The following is a 15,581-nucleotide window of genomic DNA, read 5'->3' on the forward strand; positions in this document are numbered from 1 at the left end:
GGTGTTTAACTTTTTTTAATTACTTTTATCCAACCTAAAATATTTAAACAATTTTAAAATGAAAAAAATAGCTTTTGCTTTCGTTGCCTTATTTTTCGCAACACTTTCTTACGCTCAGATCGAGGGAAAATGGAAAACCATTGATGACGAAACGGGCCAAGCCAAATCCATTGTAGAAATTACCAAAAAAGCAGATGGTAAATATTATGGAAAAGTCATTCAACTTTTAATTAAACCTGCAATTGCAAATTGTGTGGATTGTAAAGATGACCGAAAAAATAAACCAATCCTTGGAATGGAAGTTCTAAGAGGTATGAAAAAAGATGGCTCTGAATTTACAGGTGGAACCATTACAGATCCGAAAACTGGTAAAACCTACAAGTCTAACATTACTAGAGATGGTGATAAGTTAAATGTTAGAGGTTACATTGGTTTCTCCTTAATTGGAAGAACGCAAACTTGGACTAAAGTAAAATAATTCAAAGAACTCAACTTTGGAAAAGCAATTCGAAAGAGTTGCTTTTTTTTGTGCTTCTTCAAACGAAAAATGTGCGAAAAAATCTTTACTTTTGTACCTTAATTTTTCAATAGATATGAAGGAATATACTTTTCGGGAGGTAATTGCACAGGCAATGAGTGAAGAAATGCGCAAAGATGAATCTATTTATTTAATGGGTGAAGAAGTTGCAGAATACAATGGTGCTTACAAAGCCTCCAAAGGAATGCTGGACGAGTTTGGCGCAAAAAGAGTAATCGATACGCCAATCGCTGAATTAGGTTTTACTGGTATCGCCATTGGATCAGCTATGAATGGGAATAGACCAATCGTAGAGTACATGACTTTCAATTTCTGTTTGGTTGGTATTGATCAAATAATCAACAATGCTGCAAAAATTCGTCAGATGACGGGTGGTCAGTGGAATTGCCCTATCGTTTTCCGGGGTCCTACTGCTTCAGCCGGACAATTAGGAGCTACACATTCCCAAGCTTTAGAAAGTTGGTTTGCAAATATTCCTGGTTTAAAGGTGATTGTTCCCTCTAATCCTTATGATGCAAAAGGTTTATTAAAATCTGCCATTCAAGATAACGATCCTGTTATTTTTATGGAATCGGAACAAATGTATGGTGACAAAATGGAAATTCCAGAAGAAGAATATTATTTGCCAATTGGTAAAGCAGATATTAAAAGAGAAGGAACAGATGTTACTTTAGTTTCTTTCGGAAAAATTATGAAATTAGCGATGCAGGCTGCAGAAGATTTAGCGAAGGAAGGAATTTCTGTAGAAGTAATTGATCTTCGTACAGTTCGTCCTTTAGATTTTGATACTGTAATTTCATCCGTAAAGAAAACAAATAGATTGGTGATTTTAGAAGAAGCTTGGCCCTTTGGATCAGTATCTTCAGAAATAACTTATATGGTGCAGCAGAAAGCCTTCGATTATTTAGATGCTCCGATTAAAAGAATTACCACACCAGATGCTCCGGCGCCATATTCCTCCGCATTATTTGCAGAATGGTTCCCGAAATTGGAAAAAGTAAAAGAAGAAATTAAGAATGCCATGTATCTTAAAGCATAAATAAAGAACTCCCAATCGGGAGTTCTTTTAGTATAAGCATAGAAATTTCAGCAGGAATTATAGGGAGAGAAATACTTTTTAATCTACATTTGCGCATTAAATATTTAGAATAATGTCAGACACGGTAGAAGGAGGTCATCATTTTGACACGAAAAAGCTCACCGCTATGGGAGTTTTGGTTTCCTTAGGTATTGTTTTCGGAGATATTGGTACATCGCCGCTTTATGTAATGAAAGCGATTATGAATGCCAGAGAAGCATCTGCAAGTCTGCCTTTTGATGAATACATTGAAGGCGCACTTTCTTGTATCATTTGGACCCTAACCTTGCAAACCACACTCAAATACGTGATCATCGCGTTACGTGCAGATAACAAAGGTGAAGGGGGAATTTTATCTCTTTATTCTTTGGTCAAGCGCCTCAAAAAAAGGTACCTCTATCTTATTGCCATCATCGGTGCAGCCACATTGGTTGCAGACAGTATCATTACCCCTTCGTTAACGGTGATGTCTGCCGTAGAAGGACTCAAAATATTTTCCCCCAATACTCCAGTTGTAGGAATTACCTTGGTTATCTTAGCCATCGTATTTTTCGTACAGCAGTTTGGGACAGCGTCCATAGGGAAATTATTTGGACCTGTGATGGTACTCTGGTTTTTAGTTTTGGGAATTTTTGGTGGAATCCATATTTTCGATCATGTAGAAATTCTTAAGGCTTTTAATCCATATTACGCTTACAATTTAATTATTCATTCGCCAAGCGCCATTATCATTATGGGTGCTGTTTTTCTCTGTACTACGGGAGCAGAAGCATTGTATTCTGATTTAGGACATTGTGGTAAGAAAAATATTCGGATGAGCTGGATCTTTGTGAAGACCATGCTAATCTTAAATTATTTAGGACAAGGAGCGTGGTTATTAGATAATCCAAATAGCGTGGCAGAAGGTATTAATCCAATGTTTGGTATTATGCCAGAATGGGCGGTTTTACCAGGAGTTGTTCTTGCAACTTTTGCCGCGATTATTGCAAGTCAATCTGTTATTACAGGCTCTTTCACGATGTTTTCTGAAGCGATGTCCGTTACTTTTTGGCCCAATCAGCAAATTGATTATCCATCTGGTATAAAAGGTCAGATGTATATTCCCCGGATTAACTGGGGATTAATGGTCTTATGTTTTATAGTAGTTCTTTATTTCCAAGAGTCAGAAGCTATGGAAGCTGCCTACGGTTTAACAATAACCATCACCATGTTAATGACCACTATTCTCCTCTTTATTTGGCTGAGTAGAAGCAGGGTGAATAAAATATTTGCCATTGGATTTATCGTTTTGTATCTCACCATTGAATTAGGATTTTTCTACGCTAATGTTATCAAATTCTTTGATGGTGGTTGGCTTACCGTTGTTCTTGGTGGATTTATTGCAGTCTGCATGTACGCTTGGTATAACGGGCGAAGAATAAAATCTAAGTTTATCAAATTTGTGAAGTTGGATAAATATGTTCCTATCATCAAAGACTTAAAATTGGATGAAACCATTCCTAAATATGCAACCAATCTAGCATTTTTAAGTCGTGCAAAAAGGGACGACGAGATTGAATCGAAAATTATCTATTCCATTTTACGGAAACAGCCAAAGAGAGCAGATCACTATTTCATCTTGAATATTATAAATCAAGAAGATCCCTTTACTTTTAAATATACGGTAGACGAAATCATGCCCGGAACTATTTATCGAATCAATTTCTTGCTCGGTTTTAAAATAGATCGCAGAATTAATGATTATTTTGATCAGGTTTTGGCAGACATGATGGAAGAAGGAAGCATTCCTTACAGAAGCAGTCATCCTTCTCTTCGCAGCTATAATATTCCCCCAGATTTAAAGTATGTAATCATTGACAACACCTATATAAATGATACTTTATTAACGGTGAAGGAAAAATTAACGCTCAATATTTACAATTTTGTAAAATATATTGGGAGTGATGATTTTAAAGCCTGGGGCGTTTCTCCTCATAATGTAGTGGTAGAATCTGCACCATTATTGGATCCGCAAGTGGTTACCAAAAAGATCAAGCAAGTTGATTTCAGACATTACCGTTCCTAAAATCTTAATCCTGAACTTAGTTCAGGATTTTTATTTGAATTTCTTCCAACCCTGTTAATTGGAATAAAATCAATAAATTTGCACATAATTATTTTGATGAACACAAAGCAGAAAGACTTAAATATCGCCACTATAAAAGAAGCTCTCAGACAGTATTTAATGGACAAAGGCTTCAGAAATACGCCGGAGCGATACACGATATTAGAGGAAATTTACAGCATGGAACATCATTTCAACGTAGATGATTTGTACATTCTGATGATGCAGAAAAAATACCACGTTTCCAAAGCGACCATTTATAACACTATAGAGATATTTTTGGATGCGGGATTAATTCGTAAACACCAGTTTGGAGAAAAAACGTTGACTTCTTCCTCCTATGAAAAATCCTATTTTGACAAGCAACATGACCACTTGGTGATTTATAAAGATGGATCAGACAAAGAAATTCAAGAAATTATAGAATTTTGCGATCCTAGAATTCAGGGCATCAAAGATTCTATTGAAAGTGCGTTTGGCGTGAAAATCGATTCGCATTCTCTGTATTTTTACGGTACCAAAAAATAATGATGAAAATAGTTCTGGTTTTTTTTCTATTTCTTTCCGCTACCATTTTCGGACAGATTAATACCAAACCCACTGATCCTTTAGTAAAAGATCCTTTTTTTAACAAGCAACAAAATTCACCTGCGGGAGAAAAAGTACGTCTTATCCATTCTGATTTTTTCCAAAAATCTCTCGATAAATACAATGGCAATCCCTTTTTTTCAGGCAATGTTCAGTTTGAACAACAAGGTTCTGTGCTCACTGCGGATGAGGTTATTTTTTACGAAGAGCAAAACTTTGTAAAAGCAATAGGTAATGTAAAACTTCAAAATGTTGATGGCTCTGTAATTACCGCGGGAGAAATGGAATATGATGGAAATACCCAAAAAGGGATAGCCAGAAAAAATGTAATTCTTACCGATCCCAAACAGACTATTAAAACAGAAACTTTATACTACGATCGCCTTTCTAATAAAGCCTATTTCAACACGGGTGGAACTATTTCTGATGCTACCAATGTAATGTACACCAAATCTGCCACTTACAATTTGGATTCTAAAATCATCGATTTTGTCGGAAATGTAAAAATCAATAATCCTGATTACACCGTAGAAGGAACAAATATTAAGCAAAATCAGAACACCAATACGGCAGATTTTTTTGGTCCTACCACCATCATCAATAAGCAAAATCCGGCTAATTTGGTCTATACTGAAAGAGGTTCTTATAACATGAATACCAAGGAAGTTTACCTTAAAAAGAATTCCCGTATTAATTATAACGGAAAAACTTTGACGGGTGATGATATGTACTTTAATCAGCTAACTGGTTTCGGAAAAGCTAGAGGGAATGTCACTTTAAGAGATCCGCAAGAAAATCGCTACATGAAAGGCGGATATGGAGAAATCTATGAGAAAAAAGATTCTGCCATGATGACGGAAAAACCTTACGCAGTGAAGATTCTGGAGAAAGATTCTATGTATTTTTCTGCAGACCGAATCTTGGCCTATCAAAAAGTAGATGAATTGAATCCTTTGAAGAAAAAGAGTTTTCTTCGCACCTATCGAAAGTCCAGAATGTACAAATCTAATATTCAACTGCGCACAGATTCTCTCACCTTCAATGAAACGGACGGAATTATGAATTTATTCGGAAAACCAATTGCGTGGAGTGGAGAAAAACAAGTAACTGGAGATAAAATTGAAGCCTATTTTAATACAGAAAATGAAAATATTGATTCTTTAAAAGTCATCGGAAACGCTTTTGCCATTAGCAAAGCAGATTCTTTAAATCTGAAAGATGAATTCAATCAGATCAAAGGAAAACTCATGATCATTTATTATAAAGACAACGATATCAATTTGGCTAAAGTTATCGGAAATGCACAGGCAATAACCTACGCAGATGATGAAAATGAAAAAACCAAAGAAGTAGAAAGAATTGGAATTGCACTTTCTACCTGTGGAACCATTGAAGCAGAGTTTGAAGCACGACGCGTTCAGATTATTTCCTGTAACATCGGTGCCCAAACTGATATATTTCCTATGAGTCAAATTTCTCGGGAGAAGCGTTTTTTCTCAGATTTTAATTGGAATACAAAAGACCGACTCCGCAAATGGCAAGATATTTTTGTGGATTCACCCAATTACGAGGAAATTCAATATGTATCAGATGATGCGTTGTTCAATGCTGCACAAAAAGTGGTAGATGATGCTAAAGCTGCGGAAGAAGCCAAGAAACCGAAGCGCGTTCGAAAATAGAAAATTTAAGAATCAATGAAAAAATTACTTGCTCTATTTTTCTTCATTTTTGCTTTATCTTTTATTCAAAGTCAAATGTTGAAAGGGGATGAACTCTTGTGGTCGCACTCTAGAAAATTAACTGCGGAAGATTTTCAGATTAAAAAAGTAGATTCTTTTACTCCGTTAAAAAGTACTTTTATTCTTTCTTGGGAGCTGAATGGATTTGGGGTTTTTAACAAAAACTTTAATAAAAATATTACCAATAAGTTTATTAAGTCTGCATCAATCATTGACGAAAATTCCACCATCCTTGCAGATTACTTAGAGTATCAGCAGACCAGCTTTGATATGGCTGAAATATACGCGCGAAAGATGAGAGAAGATCTTTTTCTAAATAAATCAAAACTCTGGAAAGGATTTGATTTTGCGAGCGAAATTTTAAAGATTCGTTTGAATGAATATTACAAAGTTCAAGCGATGATGGATAGTCAGACTAATTCAGGCACAGAGAAAGCGAAATTAGAATATTGGAAAGAAATTATAGCAGCTGAATTACTCAAAACAGAACAATTCAATTCCGAAAATGAAGCTAAAATAAATATCAAAAATAACGAACGTACTAATCCAGTATTTTAGATCAACATGCACAAAGATTTTTTTAAATACCAAGCTCAAACCACCCAATTCGCGGCCGGATTTGAAGTAGAAAAAGCTTCAGGATCTTATATTTATGGTACAGACGGAAAAAAATATCTGGATTTCGTGGCGGGGGTTTCTGCCAATACTTTAGGACATTCTCATCCGAAAATTGTCGAAGCCATCAAAACACAGGCAGAAAAATATTTGCACGTGATGGTTTACGGCGAGTATGCTCAAGAAATGCCCGTTAAACTATGCAAACTTCTAGCAGATTCTACACCAGAACCTTTAGAAGTAACCTACCTTGTAAATTCAGGTGCAGAAGCGATTGATGGCGCTTTGAAGCTCGCAAAAAGATATACGGGCAGGGAAGAAATCATCTCCATGAAAGATTCTTACCATGGCAATACGCACGGAGCACTTTCTGTTTCCGGCAATGAATATCATAAAAGAGAATTTCGTCCACTTTTACCAATGGTTAATTTTATTGGGTTTAATAATCAAGATGATTTTAGCAAGATTACGGAGAAAACGGCGTGTGTTTTAGCAGAAACAATCCAAGGTGCTGCGGGTTTTTTGCTTCCCGATTCCGATTACTTCTTTAACCTTAAAAAAAGATGTGAGGAAGTTGGAGCGCTCCTCATCTTAGACGAAATCCAACCAGGTTTTGGAAGGACTGGAAAATTATTCGCTTTTGAACATTACGGCATGGTTCCAGATATTCTAGTGTTAGGAAAAGGAATGGGTGGCGGTGTTCCCGTGGGTGCATTTATGAGTTCCCGAAAAATAATGGAAACCCTTTCACATTCCCCGAAATTAGGTCATATCACCACTTTTGGCGGTAATCCTTTAATTTCCGCGGCTAGTTTTGCCACGCTAAAAGAGGTGGTAGAAAGTGATTTGATGAGTGAAGTGGAAGGAAAAGAAAAGTTCTTCCGTCAACTATTGGTTCACCCGAAAATTGTAAACATTAACGGTCGCGGTTTAATGTTAGCGGTCAATCTAGGATCACCTGACTATACATTACATGTCGCGAAAAGATGTATGGAAAAAGGATTGATTGTTTTTTGGCAATTATACCGCAATGAATACTTGCGCATTTCGCCGCCGCTAACTTTGTCTAAAGAAGAAATTTTCGAAGGGTGCCAAGTTATTTTAGAAGTTTTGGAAGAAGTTTAATTGCAGTTCTTTAGCCTTAAAATCACGTAAATCCAAAGGGATTTTTCTGTCTCTAAACATTCCTGTTTTTTCGCTTGAAATAGTTGCTATAATCAATATTTAATTTATATATTGCGACTCAATAAAAAAGAGCAATATGGCGAAAACGAAAGTGCAGTATGAATTTGCAATGCACTGTCAGTCAGAAATATTATATGAATATATGGCAAGTGCAGAAGGACTTTCTGAATGGTTCGCTGATGATGTTTTAGAGAAAGGAGACGATTTTTTCTTTAGCTGGAACGGCAGTCCTGCAGAAAAAGCAACACTTATTCGTTACAAGCCGGAAAGTTTTGTCCGTTTCCGCTGGGAAGAAGATGAAGGGACCAAGAATTTTTTCGAAATGACCATCGTTATTGATGATATTACAGATGATTTATCCTTAAATATTACCGATTTCTGTGAAGAAGGTGATGAAGAGGAGAACAGATTGTACTGGGAAAACCTCATAGAAAATCTTAAAATTAAATTAGGAGCAGCTTAATTTTTTTTAAACATATAAATTTAATGAACGATTATTCGTTCATTATTTTTTTAAAGTAAATTCAAATATATTTTGGGAACACAAAGATTCACTTCAGAAAATTCACCACTTGTAAATAGAGCTTTCCTTTTTGGAGATGCTGTGAAAGTTTCATTTTTTGTAAGAAACGGTCAACTTATTTTGGCAGAGGAATGTTATTTCTTTTTGATGGCTTCTATGCGGAAATTGAGGCTTCAAATTCCGTTAAGCTACACCTTAGAATATTTCGTAAATTATTTTCGAGAGAATATTTTGTCCAAAGAAATTTCCAACGCCACCATTCAATTGATGGTCTACCGAAATTCAGAAGAAACTGCGCTAGAAAAGGCGGGTGTTTCCTTTTATTATGATATTGAAGTTACAGAAGATGTCTTAGAGATTAGGGGAGAACATCAAATGGATATGATTAAAGAAATCCATGTGAATACCCATTTTTTAAGCACTATTAAAGTGCATTCTGTAGAAAATATCTACGCAGAAATTTACGCGCGAGATAATGACTTGGATGATGTGATTCTCTTAAATTCCAACAAGAAAATTGCCCGAAGTATTTACGGAAATCTCCTTTTTTTAGAAGGAAAAACCATAAAAATTCCGAAGCAAAGTGAAGGCGCTTATATTTCCCCTTTAATGGAAAACTTCGTTACTTTTCTTCATAAAAGCAATCTCGCGGTAATTGTAGAATCAGAAATGATTGCTTTCGAATCCCAAAAAGCGGAAGAAATTATAATGATTTCTGATGAAAAAGGAATTTTCAGCGTTACCAAAATTAGAAATAAAACATTCGAAACTACCCGATTTACAGAGCTGATTGAAAAATGGAAACTGAGTTTCAACTAGAATTGGCAAACCCAGTAAACAACCTTTAATATAAAGTCATTGACCGGGTTTTTCTTTCCTTTTCTCTCTTTAGAACGAGAGCGGACTTCTTAAATTATAGGGGAAAGTATTAAATATTTGTTAAAGTTAATAACGGAACTTTCTTTTAGTTCATAGAGACGTCTTCTGGGGAATTTGCCCAGAGCAAAAATTCTCCTCCTAAGTTTTGCATGATGTTTTTCCATAGATTTTGATCATTCGCCGAAGTATAATCTAAGGCATAAACTTCCACCGTAGTCCACATTTTTCTCAGAATTTCTCCTTCTAACTGTTGTGGACCCCACCCAGAATATCCCGAAAAAACTTTTACATCTGGTACAGAAATTTTTCCTTCTACAATACCAGATACTACCTTTTCAATATCTTCGGTGAGATAAAATTCATCATTAATTTCTACATATTCTTCTGTTACTTTCTCGCCTTTACTGATAAAAAAGATTTTGTTGTTTTCTACAGGACCACCTGCATAAACGTCTACCGCAAAACCGAAAATATCCAGCAATCTAGAACTTACTCCTTTATTTTTTTTATTCAAAATTAAGCCGAAAGCGCCATCCTCATTATGGTCCACAATTAAAACCACCGAGCGAGAAAATATATCTCCCGCAATATCAGGAGTGGAAATTAAAATTTTACCTTTGTAAGAATGAGTCATCTGGAATTAGGGTTTTTTATGGAACCTCTTCCAAAATTAATAAAAATAAAGTATGGAAAACCTATCTGATAAGAGAAAAGTATATGAAAAATCTCAACTTCTTGAAAATCAAATCAAAGAAAATCCCATAGAGCAGTTTCGGTTGTGGTTTGGGGAGGCGGAAGAGAATTCTCACGTTTCCGAAGCCAACGCGATGGCAATTTCTACGATAGAGCAAGATGGATGCCCAAGAACAAGAATGGTTTTGCTAAAATCTTACACTTGGGAAGGTTTTATATTTTACACCAATTATGAAAGCAAAAAAGGGAAAGCAATTGAAGACACGCACAAAGCCTGTCTCCATTTCTTTTGGCCAGATTTAGAACGTCAAATTATTATTAAAGCAGATTTAGAGCAAATTGCACCCAATTTAAGCGATGGCTATTTTCACTCCAGACCAACCGGAAGTCAGCTTGGAGCTGTGGTTTCTCCGCAAAGCCAAGTGATCCCAAACCGGGAATTTTTAGAAAATAATTTAAAGAATTTGGAAATAAAATGGGAAGGGAAAGAAATTCCACGACCAGAAAACTGGGGCGGTTATCTAGCCAAGCCTTATGAGATCGAGTTTTGGCAAGGTAGACCTAATCGGCTGCATGATCGAATTATTTATGAGTTGCAGGAAGATTTCGATTGGAAAATCTCTCGCTTAGCTCCTTAGAATAAGACAAAAAAAAAAACCTCATCAGATTGATGAGGTTTATTCTTTATACTAAGGAAAGATTATTTCTTCTTTTTTGCAGTCATACCTTCCATTACCGCAGCAGATAAATCAGCTCCTGCTTTAAATTTAGCAACTTTTTTAGCAGCAATTTGGATCGGTTTTTTAGTTGCAGGGTTAATTCCTTGTCTTGCAGCTCTATCTGCTACAGAGAAAGTACCGAAACCTACTAGAGAAACTTTTCCATCTTTTTCTTTCAAAGTATTCATGATATTAGAAATAAAAGATTCTAGAGCAGCTTTTGCAGCAACTTTAGTGATACTCGCGTCTTTCGCGATTGCGTCGATCAATTCAGACTTGTTCATAATTATTACGTATTAAGGTTAGTATTAATGTTAAAGCAAATATAAAACAATTTTCATATTGTGCAAATTATTTGCAAATAATTAATAAAAAAACTATGGAACCCGATTATATTATAAAAATTTTTGAAATTGGTCAATGACGTATTATCGAGGTTTATAATATTTCAAAACTAAGGAATCCCTTTTAAAGTCTAACATTATTCTCTTTCCAAAATATAAACTTGTAATTGCGAAATGTGGAATTTTTTTTCTTTATATAAACGAATGTGAAATGTTAAATACTTATTGCTGCAAAAGTGCCAAAATATCTGATATTCAATACTATAGCGTTCGATTCTGAAATTTTTTTAAATACTCAATTTTTAGCTTTCCTTTTATTTAAAATAATTAAATTTGCGCCATGTTAATTGAAGTATTTAAATCGAAAATTCACAGAGTTTGTGTAACAGAATCAGACCTGAATTATATAGGCAGCATCACCATTGACGCGGATCTTTTAGATGCATCGGGTATTATGGTGGGGGAACGCGTTTACATTGTAAATGTTAACAATGGGGAGCGTTTTGATACGTATGCCATTAAGGGTAAAAGAAAATCAGGTGAAATTTGCCTCAATGGTCCCGCTGCACGGCGCGTGCAGAAAGGAGACGTTATCATTATCATCTCTTATGCGCAAATGACTCCAGAAGAAGCTAAAGATTTTCAGCCGAAAATTATTTTCCCTGACGAAAAAACAAATCTTCTTACCTAACTCTTCGCTAACTCCTCTCTCTTGGAAGTAATTAAAAAATCAAATCCCTTAAAAACATTTTTGACCATTGCTATTTCTCTTGGAATTGCCGCACTTTTCATGTGGTTTGCTTTGAAGGGAATGGAATTTAATAAAATCGCTGGCTACTTTGCAAAAGCCAATTATTTTTGGGTTTTTGTAGCGGCTATTTTTGGTTTACTTGCATATTGGTTTCGGGCCGTGCGCTGGAATCTTTTGCTGGAACCTATGGGTTATAAAATTTCAAATTCTAATTCTTTGTGGGCTATTTCCTTTGGTTACTTAATGAATCTTACGATTCCTAGAAGTGGTGAATTAGCCAGATCAACGGCACTTTATGGCGTAGAAAAAGTCCCGGTAGAGAAATCATTCGGTACCATAATTTTAGAAAGGGTAGTGGATTTATTCTGCATGATGATGTTTTTGGGATTAACGCTCCTCTTTAAATATGATGCAATCCTCGCTTTTTACCGCTACGTAACAGACGAAAAATCCAAGGGCCCGCAAGAAGGTCAAAGTTTTATCTTGTATTGGATCATTGGAATTACAGTTTTACTCGCAGTCATATTTTTTGCACTTCGGAAAAAATTGCAGGAATTCACATTGTACCAAAAAGTCATCGATTTTGGAAAAGGAATTCTACACGGCCTGACTTCTATTTTTAAAATGAAGGAAAAAGGGAAGTTTATCCTTTTAACCTTCGGGATTTGGATGTCCTATTATTTAGCGGCTTATCTCATTTGTTTTGCTTTGCCAGAAACGGCAGATCTTACTTTTGCAGATGGATTTTTCATTATTGTGGTGGGAACTTTAGGCATGATGGTTCCAGCTTCTGGCGGAATTGGTGCCTTTCATTTCGCCTTAAAACTGGGAATGATGGCCTTATTTCTTTCCATGGGAAAAAACCCGGAAGAAGGTGGCGAAGTCGGTTTGTCCTACGCCTTTATCTCTCATACCATGCAATTGGTTTTAATGATTGTAATGGGAATTATTTCCATTCCCATGCTGGCAAAAGCCCGGAATGCAGTAAAATCGAAATAAAAAAATGCGTACTCTCTCCGCACGCATTTAATACTTCAGACTCCATTAACAGCAATTATTCTTTACAAAAATACATCTCAGATTCTTCTACAAGCGGAATGTAAATACGGTGCCAGGTTTTATGGCCCTCAATCATTTCCCAAATATGACCTTCACCTTCAATATCTTCCGCGAGCAGAACAATTCCAGGCTCGATGATAAAGCTTTTATCATCGCTGGTTGTAAATTTTAACTTGCCACTTAAGGTGACTACAAATTGCTTTCTTGGCGCGGTATGCGGTCCGATTTGCCACTCATCAATTTCATTGGCGAACCAGAAATCTTCGGATTTAATTTTTTTAGCAGTGAGTATATTACCTTTTTCGAAATAACTTTCGCCCTGATCATCGCGCAAAAGTCTAATTGCGGGAATGTTATTATTTTGTATTTCCATTTTATCCAAATGCTCTTTTTAATAAACTTTCAACTTTTGGTTCACTTCCGCGGAAATCTTTGTAGAGTTCCATCGGATCTTTTGTTCCACCTGACGATAATAATTTTTTATATTTCGCTGCAATTTCTGGATTGAAAATTCCATGCTCTTTAAAGTATTGAAAAGCGTCTGCATCCAAAACTTCTGCCCATTTGTAAGAATAATATCCTGCAGAATAGCCACCTTGAAAAATATGAGAGAAACTTGTACTCATTGCCGTTTCGGGATTACTAGGATACAGATTGGTTGCTTGTGTTTCCATCACTTCAAAAGTTTTTACATCAGCAATTTTTTCTAATTTCGAGTGGTAAGCCAAATCCAACATTCCTAATCCAAGTTGACGCAATGTTTGGTAACCTTCCATAAAATTCTTCGACTCAGAAATTTTCTGCATCTTTTCTCGGGGTAAAATCTCTCCTGTTTCATAATGCTTTGCAAAAGTTTCTAGAAATTCTGGCTCATAGCAATAGTTTTCTAAAAACTGTGAAGGAAGTTCAACAAAATCCCATTTCACTGACGTTCCAGAAAGATTAGGATAAGTAGTGTTGGCTAAAATGCCATGTAAAGCGTGTCCAAATTCATGGAAAAGCGTGGTCACTTCTTGAAAAGTTAACAAACTTGGAGTGTCAGAACTGGGTTTTGAGAAATTACACACTACGGAAATATGCGGACGGTTATTTTCTCCATTTTGAATGGACTGGCTTTTAAAACTCGTCATCCAAGCTCCGGCGCGTTTTCCTTTTCTCGGGAAGTAATCCGCGTAAAGAAGCGCTTTAAACATTCCATTCTCGAAAATTTCGTATGTTTTTACGTCTTCGTGGTATTTCTGAATTTCGGTAGTTTCTACAAAATCAACGTTAAAAAGTTTTTTAGCAAGATTGAAAACGGCGTCTTGAACTTTTTCTAATCGAAAATAAGGTTTCAACTCTTCATCATCAATATCAAATTTTTGTTTCCGAAGTTTCTCCGCATAATAGGCATGGTCAAAACTTTCCATATTCTCAATTCCATCAGCTTTCGCAAGATTTTTAAGTTCTTCAACTTCATTTTCGGCAAAAGGTTTAGCTTTAATAAGTAGTTCCTGTAAAAACTCTGAAACTTTTTGTGGAGATTTTGCCATTCTTTCCTCCAAAACGTAATCTGCATAATTGGCATACCCTAAAAGCTGAGCCTTTTCTTGCTTTAAAGAAAGAATTTCTTTGATTAAATCTTGGTTATCGAATTCATTATTGTTAAAAGATTTTTTTCCGCTAACTGTGGCCAATTCTTTTCTTAAGTCTCTGTTTTTGGCATAAGTCATTAAAGGAAGATAACTGGGATATTGTAAAGTAATCACGTAACCGTCCAGATTTCTTTCTTTTGCTTCTTCTTGGTATTGCGCTAAAACTGCTGCCGGAATTCCGGTCAAATCTTTCTCATTGGTAATATGTTTAAAATAACTGTTGGTTTCCGCCAAAATATTTTCTCCAAATTTTAAAGATTTTTTAGACAGCTCTACACTGATGTTCTTTAGTTTCTCTTTATCCGCATCATTAAGTAAAGCGCCACTTCTCACAAAACCTTTGTAAGTTTCTGTTAAAAGCATTTGCTGTTCTTCTGTAAGATTGTATTTATCTTGTTCCTCAAAAACTTTTTTAATTTTTTCAAAAAGCAAGGTATTTTGAGAAATTTTTGCGGAGAATTCGGTCAATAAAGGAGAAACTTCTTGTGCGATTTTTTGTAGTTCTTCGTTCGTTTCTGCAGAATTAAGATTGAAAAAGATTCCTGAAACAACTTCCAGTTTTTCGCCGGAGAATGCTAAGGCCTCAATCACATTTTCGAAATTTGCATCCTCGCTATCATTTACGATATGATCTATTTCCTTTTCAGAAGTTTTGATCAGTTCTTGAATTGCGGGGAGATAATATTCTTCTTTTATTTCGGTAAAAGGAGCTGATTGATGAAGGGTAGAAAAATTTTGTATTAAGATATTGTTCATTTTTTATATTTTTTGAATAAAACCAAAGTGTGGTGCAAATTTACTTAATTTTATACTTTAAATAAAGGGATTACAAATGCACTAGAACCATGAACTATAATAGAAATCAAAAAAAACCGTGAAAACATTTTTGAAAATTACAGGTGTGATTTTAGTTCTCATAATCGCAACGATGTTGATTTTGGGCAAATATTATCATTACGAATAATCGATAGTGATTAATGTTCCCAATGAAAAAGTCTGGCAAAATGTAAACATCATGAAGGATTTTAATTCCTGGAATTGTCTAGTCCTGAAATAGCGATACACAAAAAGTATCATTATGAAAGAACAGGAAGTTACGCGTTATGTAAAGCGCACTCAAAAGGATTATTCG

Annotated in this window: 16 protein-coding genes; 12 read left to right on the forward strand and 4 right to left on the reverse strand. The window is 35.5% G+C overall.

From position 1 onward, the window contains the following. Nucleotides 1-58: 58 nt before the first annotated feature. The 9 genes from RCH13_RS12775 to RCH13_RS12815 all read left to right on the forward strand — a co-directional run bounded on the left by RCH13_RS12775 (nt 59) and on the right by RCH13_RS12815 (nt 9,189). Nucleotides 59-478 (forward strand): DUF2147 domain-containing protein, encoded by a 420-nt coding sequence (locus RCH13_RS12775; RefSeq protein ID WP_326987635.1) that lies wholly within the window; start codon nt 59-61, stop codon nt 476-478. A gap of 115 nt (nt 479-593) precedes the next feature. Beyond that, the gene (locus RCH13_RS12780) at nt 594-1,577 is read left to right on the forward strand and encodes a pyruvate dehydrogenase complex E1 component subunit beta (protein WP_326987636.1); all 984 of its coding nucleotides are present in this window, start codon (nt 594-596) and stop codon (nt 1,575-1,577) included. A gap of 112 nt (nt 1,578-1,689) precedes the next feature. Then, a complete protein-coding gene (locus RCH13_RS12785) occupies nt 1,690-3,681 on the forward strand; it encodes a KUP/HAK/KT family potassium transporter (RefSeq protein WP_326987637.1) in 1,992 nt (663 codons plus the stop codon). Between the two features lie 96 nt (nt 3,682-3,777). Further along, the gene (locus tag RCH13_RS12790; protein WP_326987638.1) at nt 3,778-4,248 is read left to right on the forward strand and encodes a Fur family transcriptional regulator; all 471 of its coding nucleotides are present in this window, start codon (nt 3,778-3,780) and stop codon (nt 4,246-4,248) included. Between the two features lie 2 nt (nt 4,249-4,250). Continuing rightward, nucleotides 4,251-5,987, forward strand: a complete 1,737-nt coding sequence (locus RCH13_RS12795) for an OstA-like protein (protein WP_326987650.1) — start codon at nt 4,251-4,253, stop codon at nt 5,985-5,987. 15 nt (nt 5,988-6,002) lie between these two features. Next, nucleotides 6,003-6,605 carry a hypothetical protein gene (locus tag RCH13_RS12800; protein ID WP_326987639.1) on the forward strand — a complete coding sequence of 201 codons (603 nt, stop codon included), beginning with the start codon at nt 6,003-6,005 and terminating at the stop codon, nt 6,603-6,605. 6 nt (nt 6,606-6,611) lie between these two features. After that, complete coding sequence (locus RCH13_RS12805) at nt 6,612-7,787, forward strand: aspartate aminotransferase family protein (RefSeq protein WP_326987640.1); 1,176 nt, start codon at nt 6,612-6,614, stop codon at nt 7,785-7,787. 136 nt (nt 7,788-7,923) lie between these two features. Further along, nucleotides 7,924-8,310: an START-like domain-containing protein gene (locus RCH13_RS12810; protein WP_326987641.1), complete on the forward strand. Its 387-nt coding sequence runs from the start codon at nt 7,924-7,926 to the stop codon at nt 8,308-8,310. A gap of 72 nt (nt 8,311-8,382) precedes the next feature. Continuing rightward, complete coding sequence (locus tag RCH13_RS12815) at nt 8,383-9,189, forward strand: aminotransferase class IV (protein WP_326987642.1); 807 nt, start codon at nt 8,383-8,385, stop codon at nt 9,187-9,189. A gap of 145 nt (nt 9,190-9,334) precedes the next feature. Here the strand turns inward: RCH13_RS12815 and RCH13_RS12820 are convergent, their stop codons facing one another. Then, the gene (locus RCH13_RS12820) at nt 9,335-9,883 is read right to left on the reverse strand and encodes a YqgE/AlgH family protein (RefSeq protein WP_326987643.1); all 549 of its coding nucleotides are present in this window, start codon (nt 9,881-9,883) and stop codon (nt 9,335-9,337) included. A gap of 52 nt (nt 9,884-9,935) precedes the next feature. On the opposite strand from RCH13_RS12820, the gene pdxH reads away from it, so the two are divergent. Further along, the gene (gene pdxH, locus RCH13_RS12825) at nt 9,936-10,580 is read left to right on the forward strand and encodes a pyridoxamine 5'-phosphate oxidase (protein WP_326987644.1); all 645 of its coding nucleotides are present in this window, start codon (nt 9,936-9,938) and stop codon (nt 10,578-10,580) included. A gap of 62 nt (nt 10,581-10,642) precedes the next feature. On the opposite strand, the gene RCH13_RS12830 is transcribed toward pdxH, so the two are convergent. Then, nucleotides 10,643-10,945, reverse strand: a complete 303-nt coding sequence (locus RCH13_RS12830; RefSeq protein ID WP_326987645.1) for an HU family DNA-binding protein — start codon at nt 10,943-10,945, stop codon at nt 10,643-10,645. 400 nt (nt 10,946-11,345) lie between these two features. Between RCH13_RS12830 and panD the strand changes: the two genes are divergently transcribed. Beyond that, nucleotides 11,346-11,696, forward strand: a complete 351-nt coding sequence (panD, locus tag RCH13_RS12835; protein WP_326987646.1) for an aspartate 1-decarboxylase — start codon at nt 11,346-11,348, stop codon at nt 11,694-11,696. A gap of 99 nt (nt 11,697-11,795) precedes the next feature. Next, a complete protein-coding gene (locus tag RCH13_RS12840; protein WP_442784633.1) occupies nt 11,796-12,755 on the forward strand; it encodes a lysylphosphatidylglycerol synthase transmembrane domain-containing protein in 960 nt (319 codons plus the stop codon). A gap of 55 nt (nt 12,756-12,810) precedes the next feature. Here RCH13_RS12840 and RCH13_RS12845 read toward each other — a convergent pair whose 3' ends face one another. Next, nucleotides 12,811-13,188, reverse strand: coding sequence for a hypothetical protein (locus RCH13_RS12845; protein ID WP_326987648.1), 378 nt, complete (start codon nt 13,186-13,188; stop codon nt 12,811-12,813). 1 nt (nt 13,189) lies between these two features. Next, nucleotides 13,190-15,205 (reverse strand): M3 family metallopeptidase, encoded by a 2,016-nt coding sequence (locus RCH13_RS12850; protein ID WP_326987649.1) that lies wholly within the window; start codon nt 15,203-15,205, stop codon nt 13,190-13,192. Nucleotides 15,206-15,581: the final 376 nt, after the last annotated feature.

Source organism: Chryseobacterium sp. MP_3.2 (genome assembly GCF_035984805.1).
Classification (GTDB): domain Bacteria; phylum Bacteroidota; class Bacteroidia; order Flavobacteriales; family Weeksellaceae; genus Kaistella.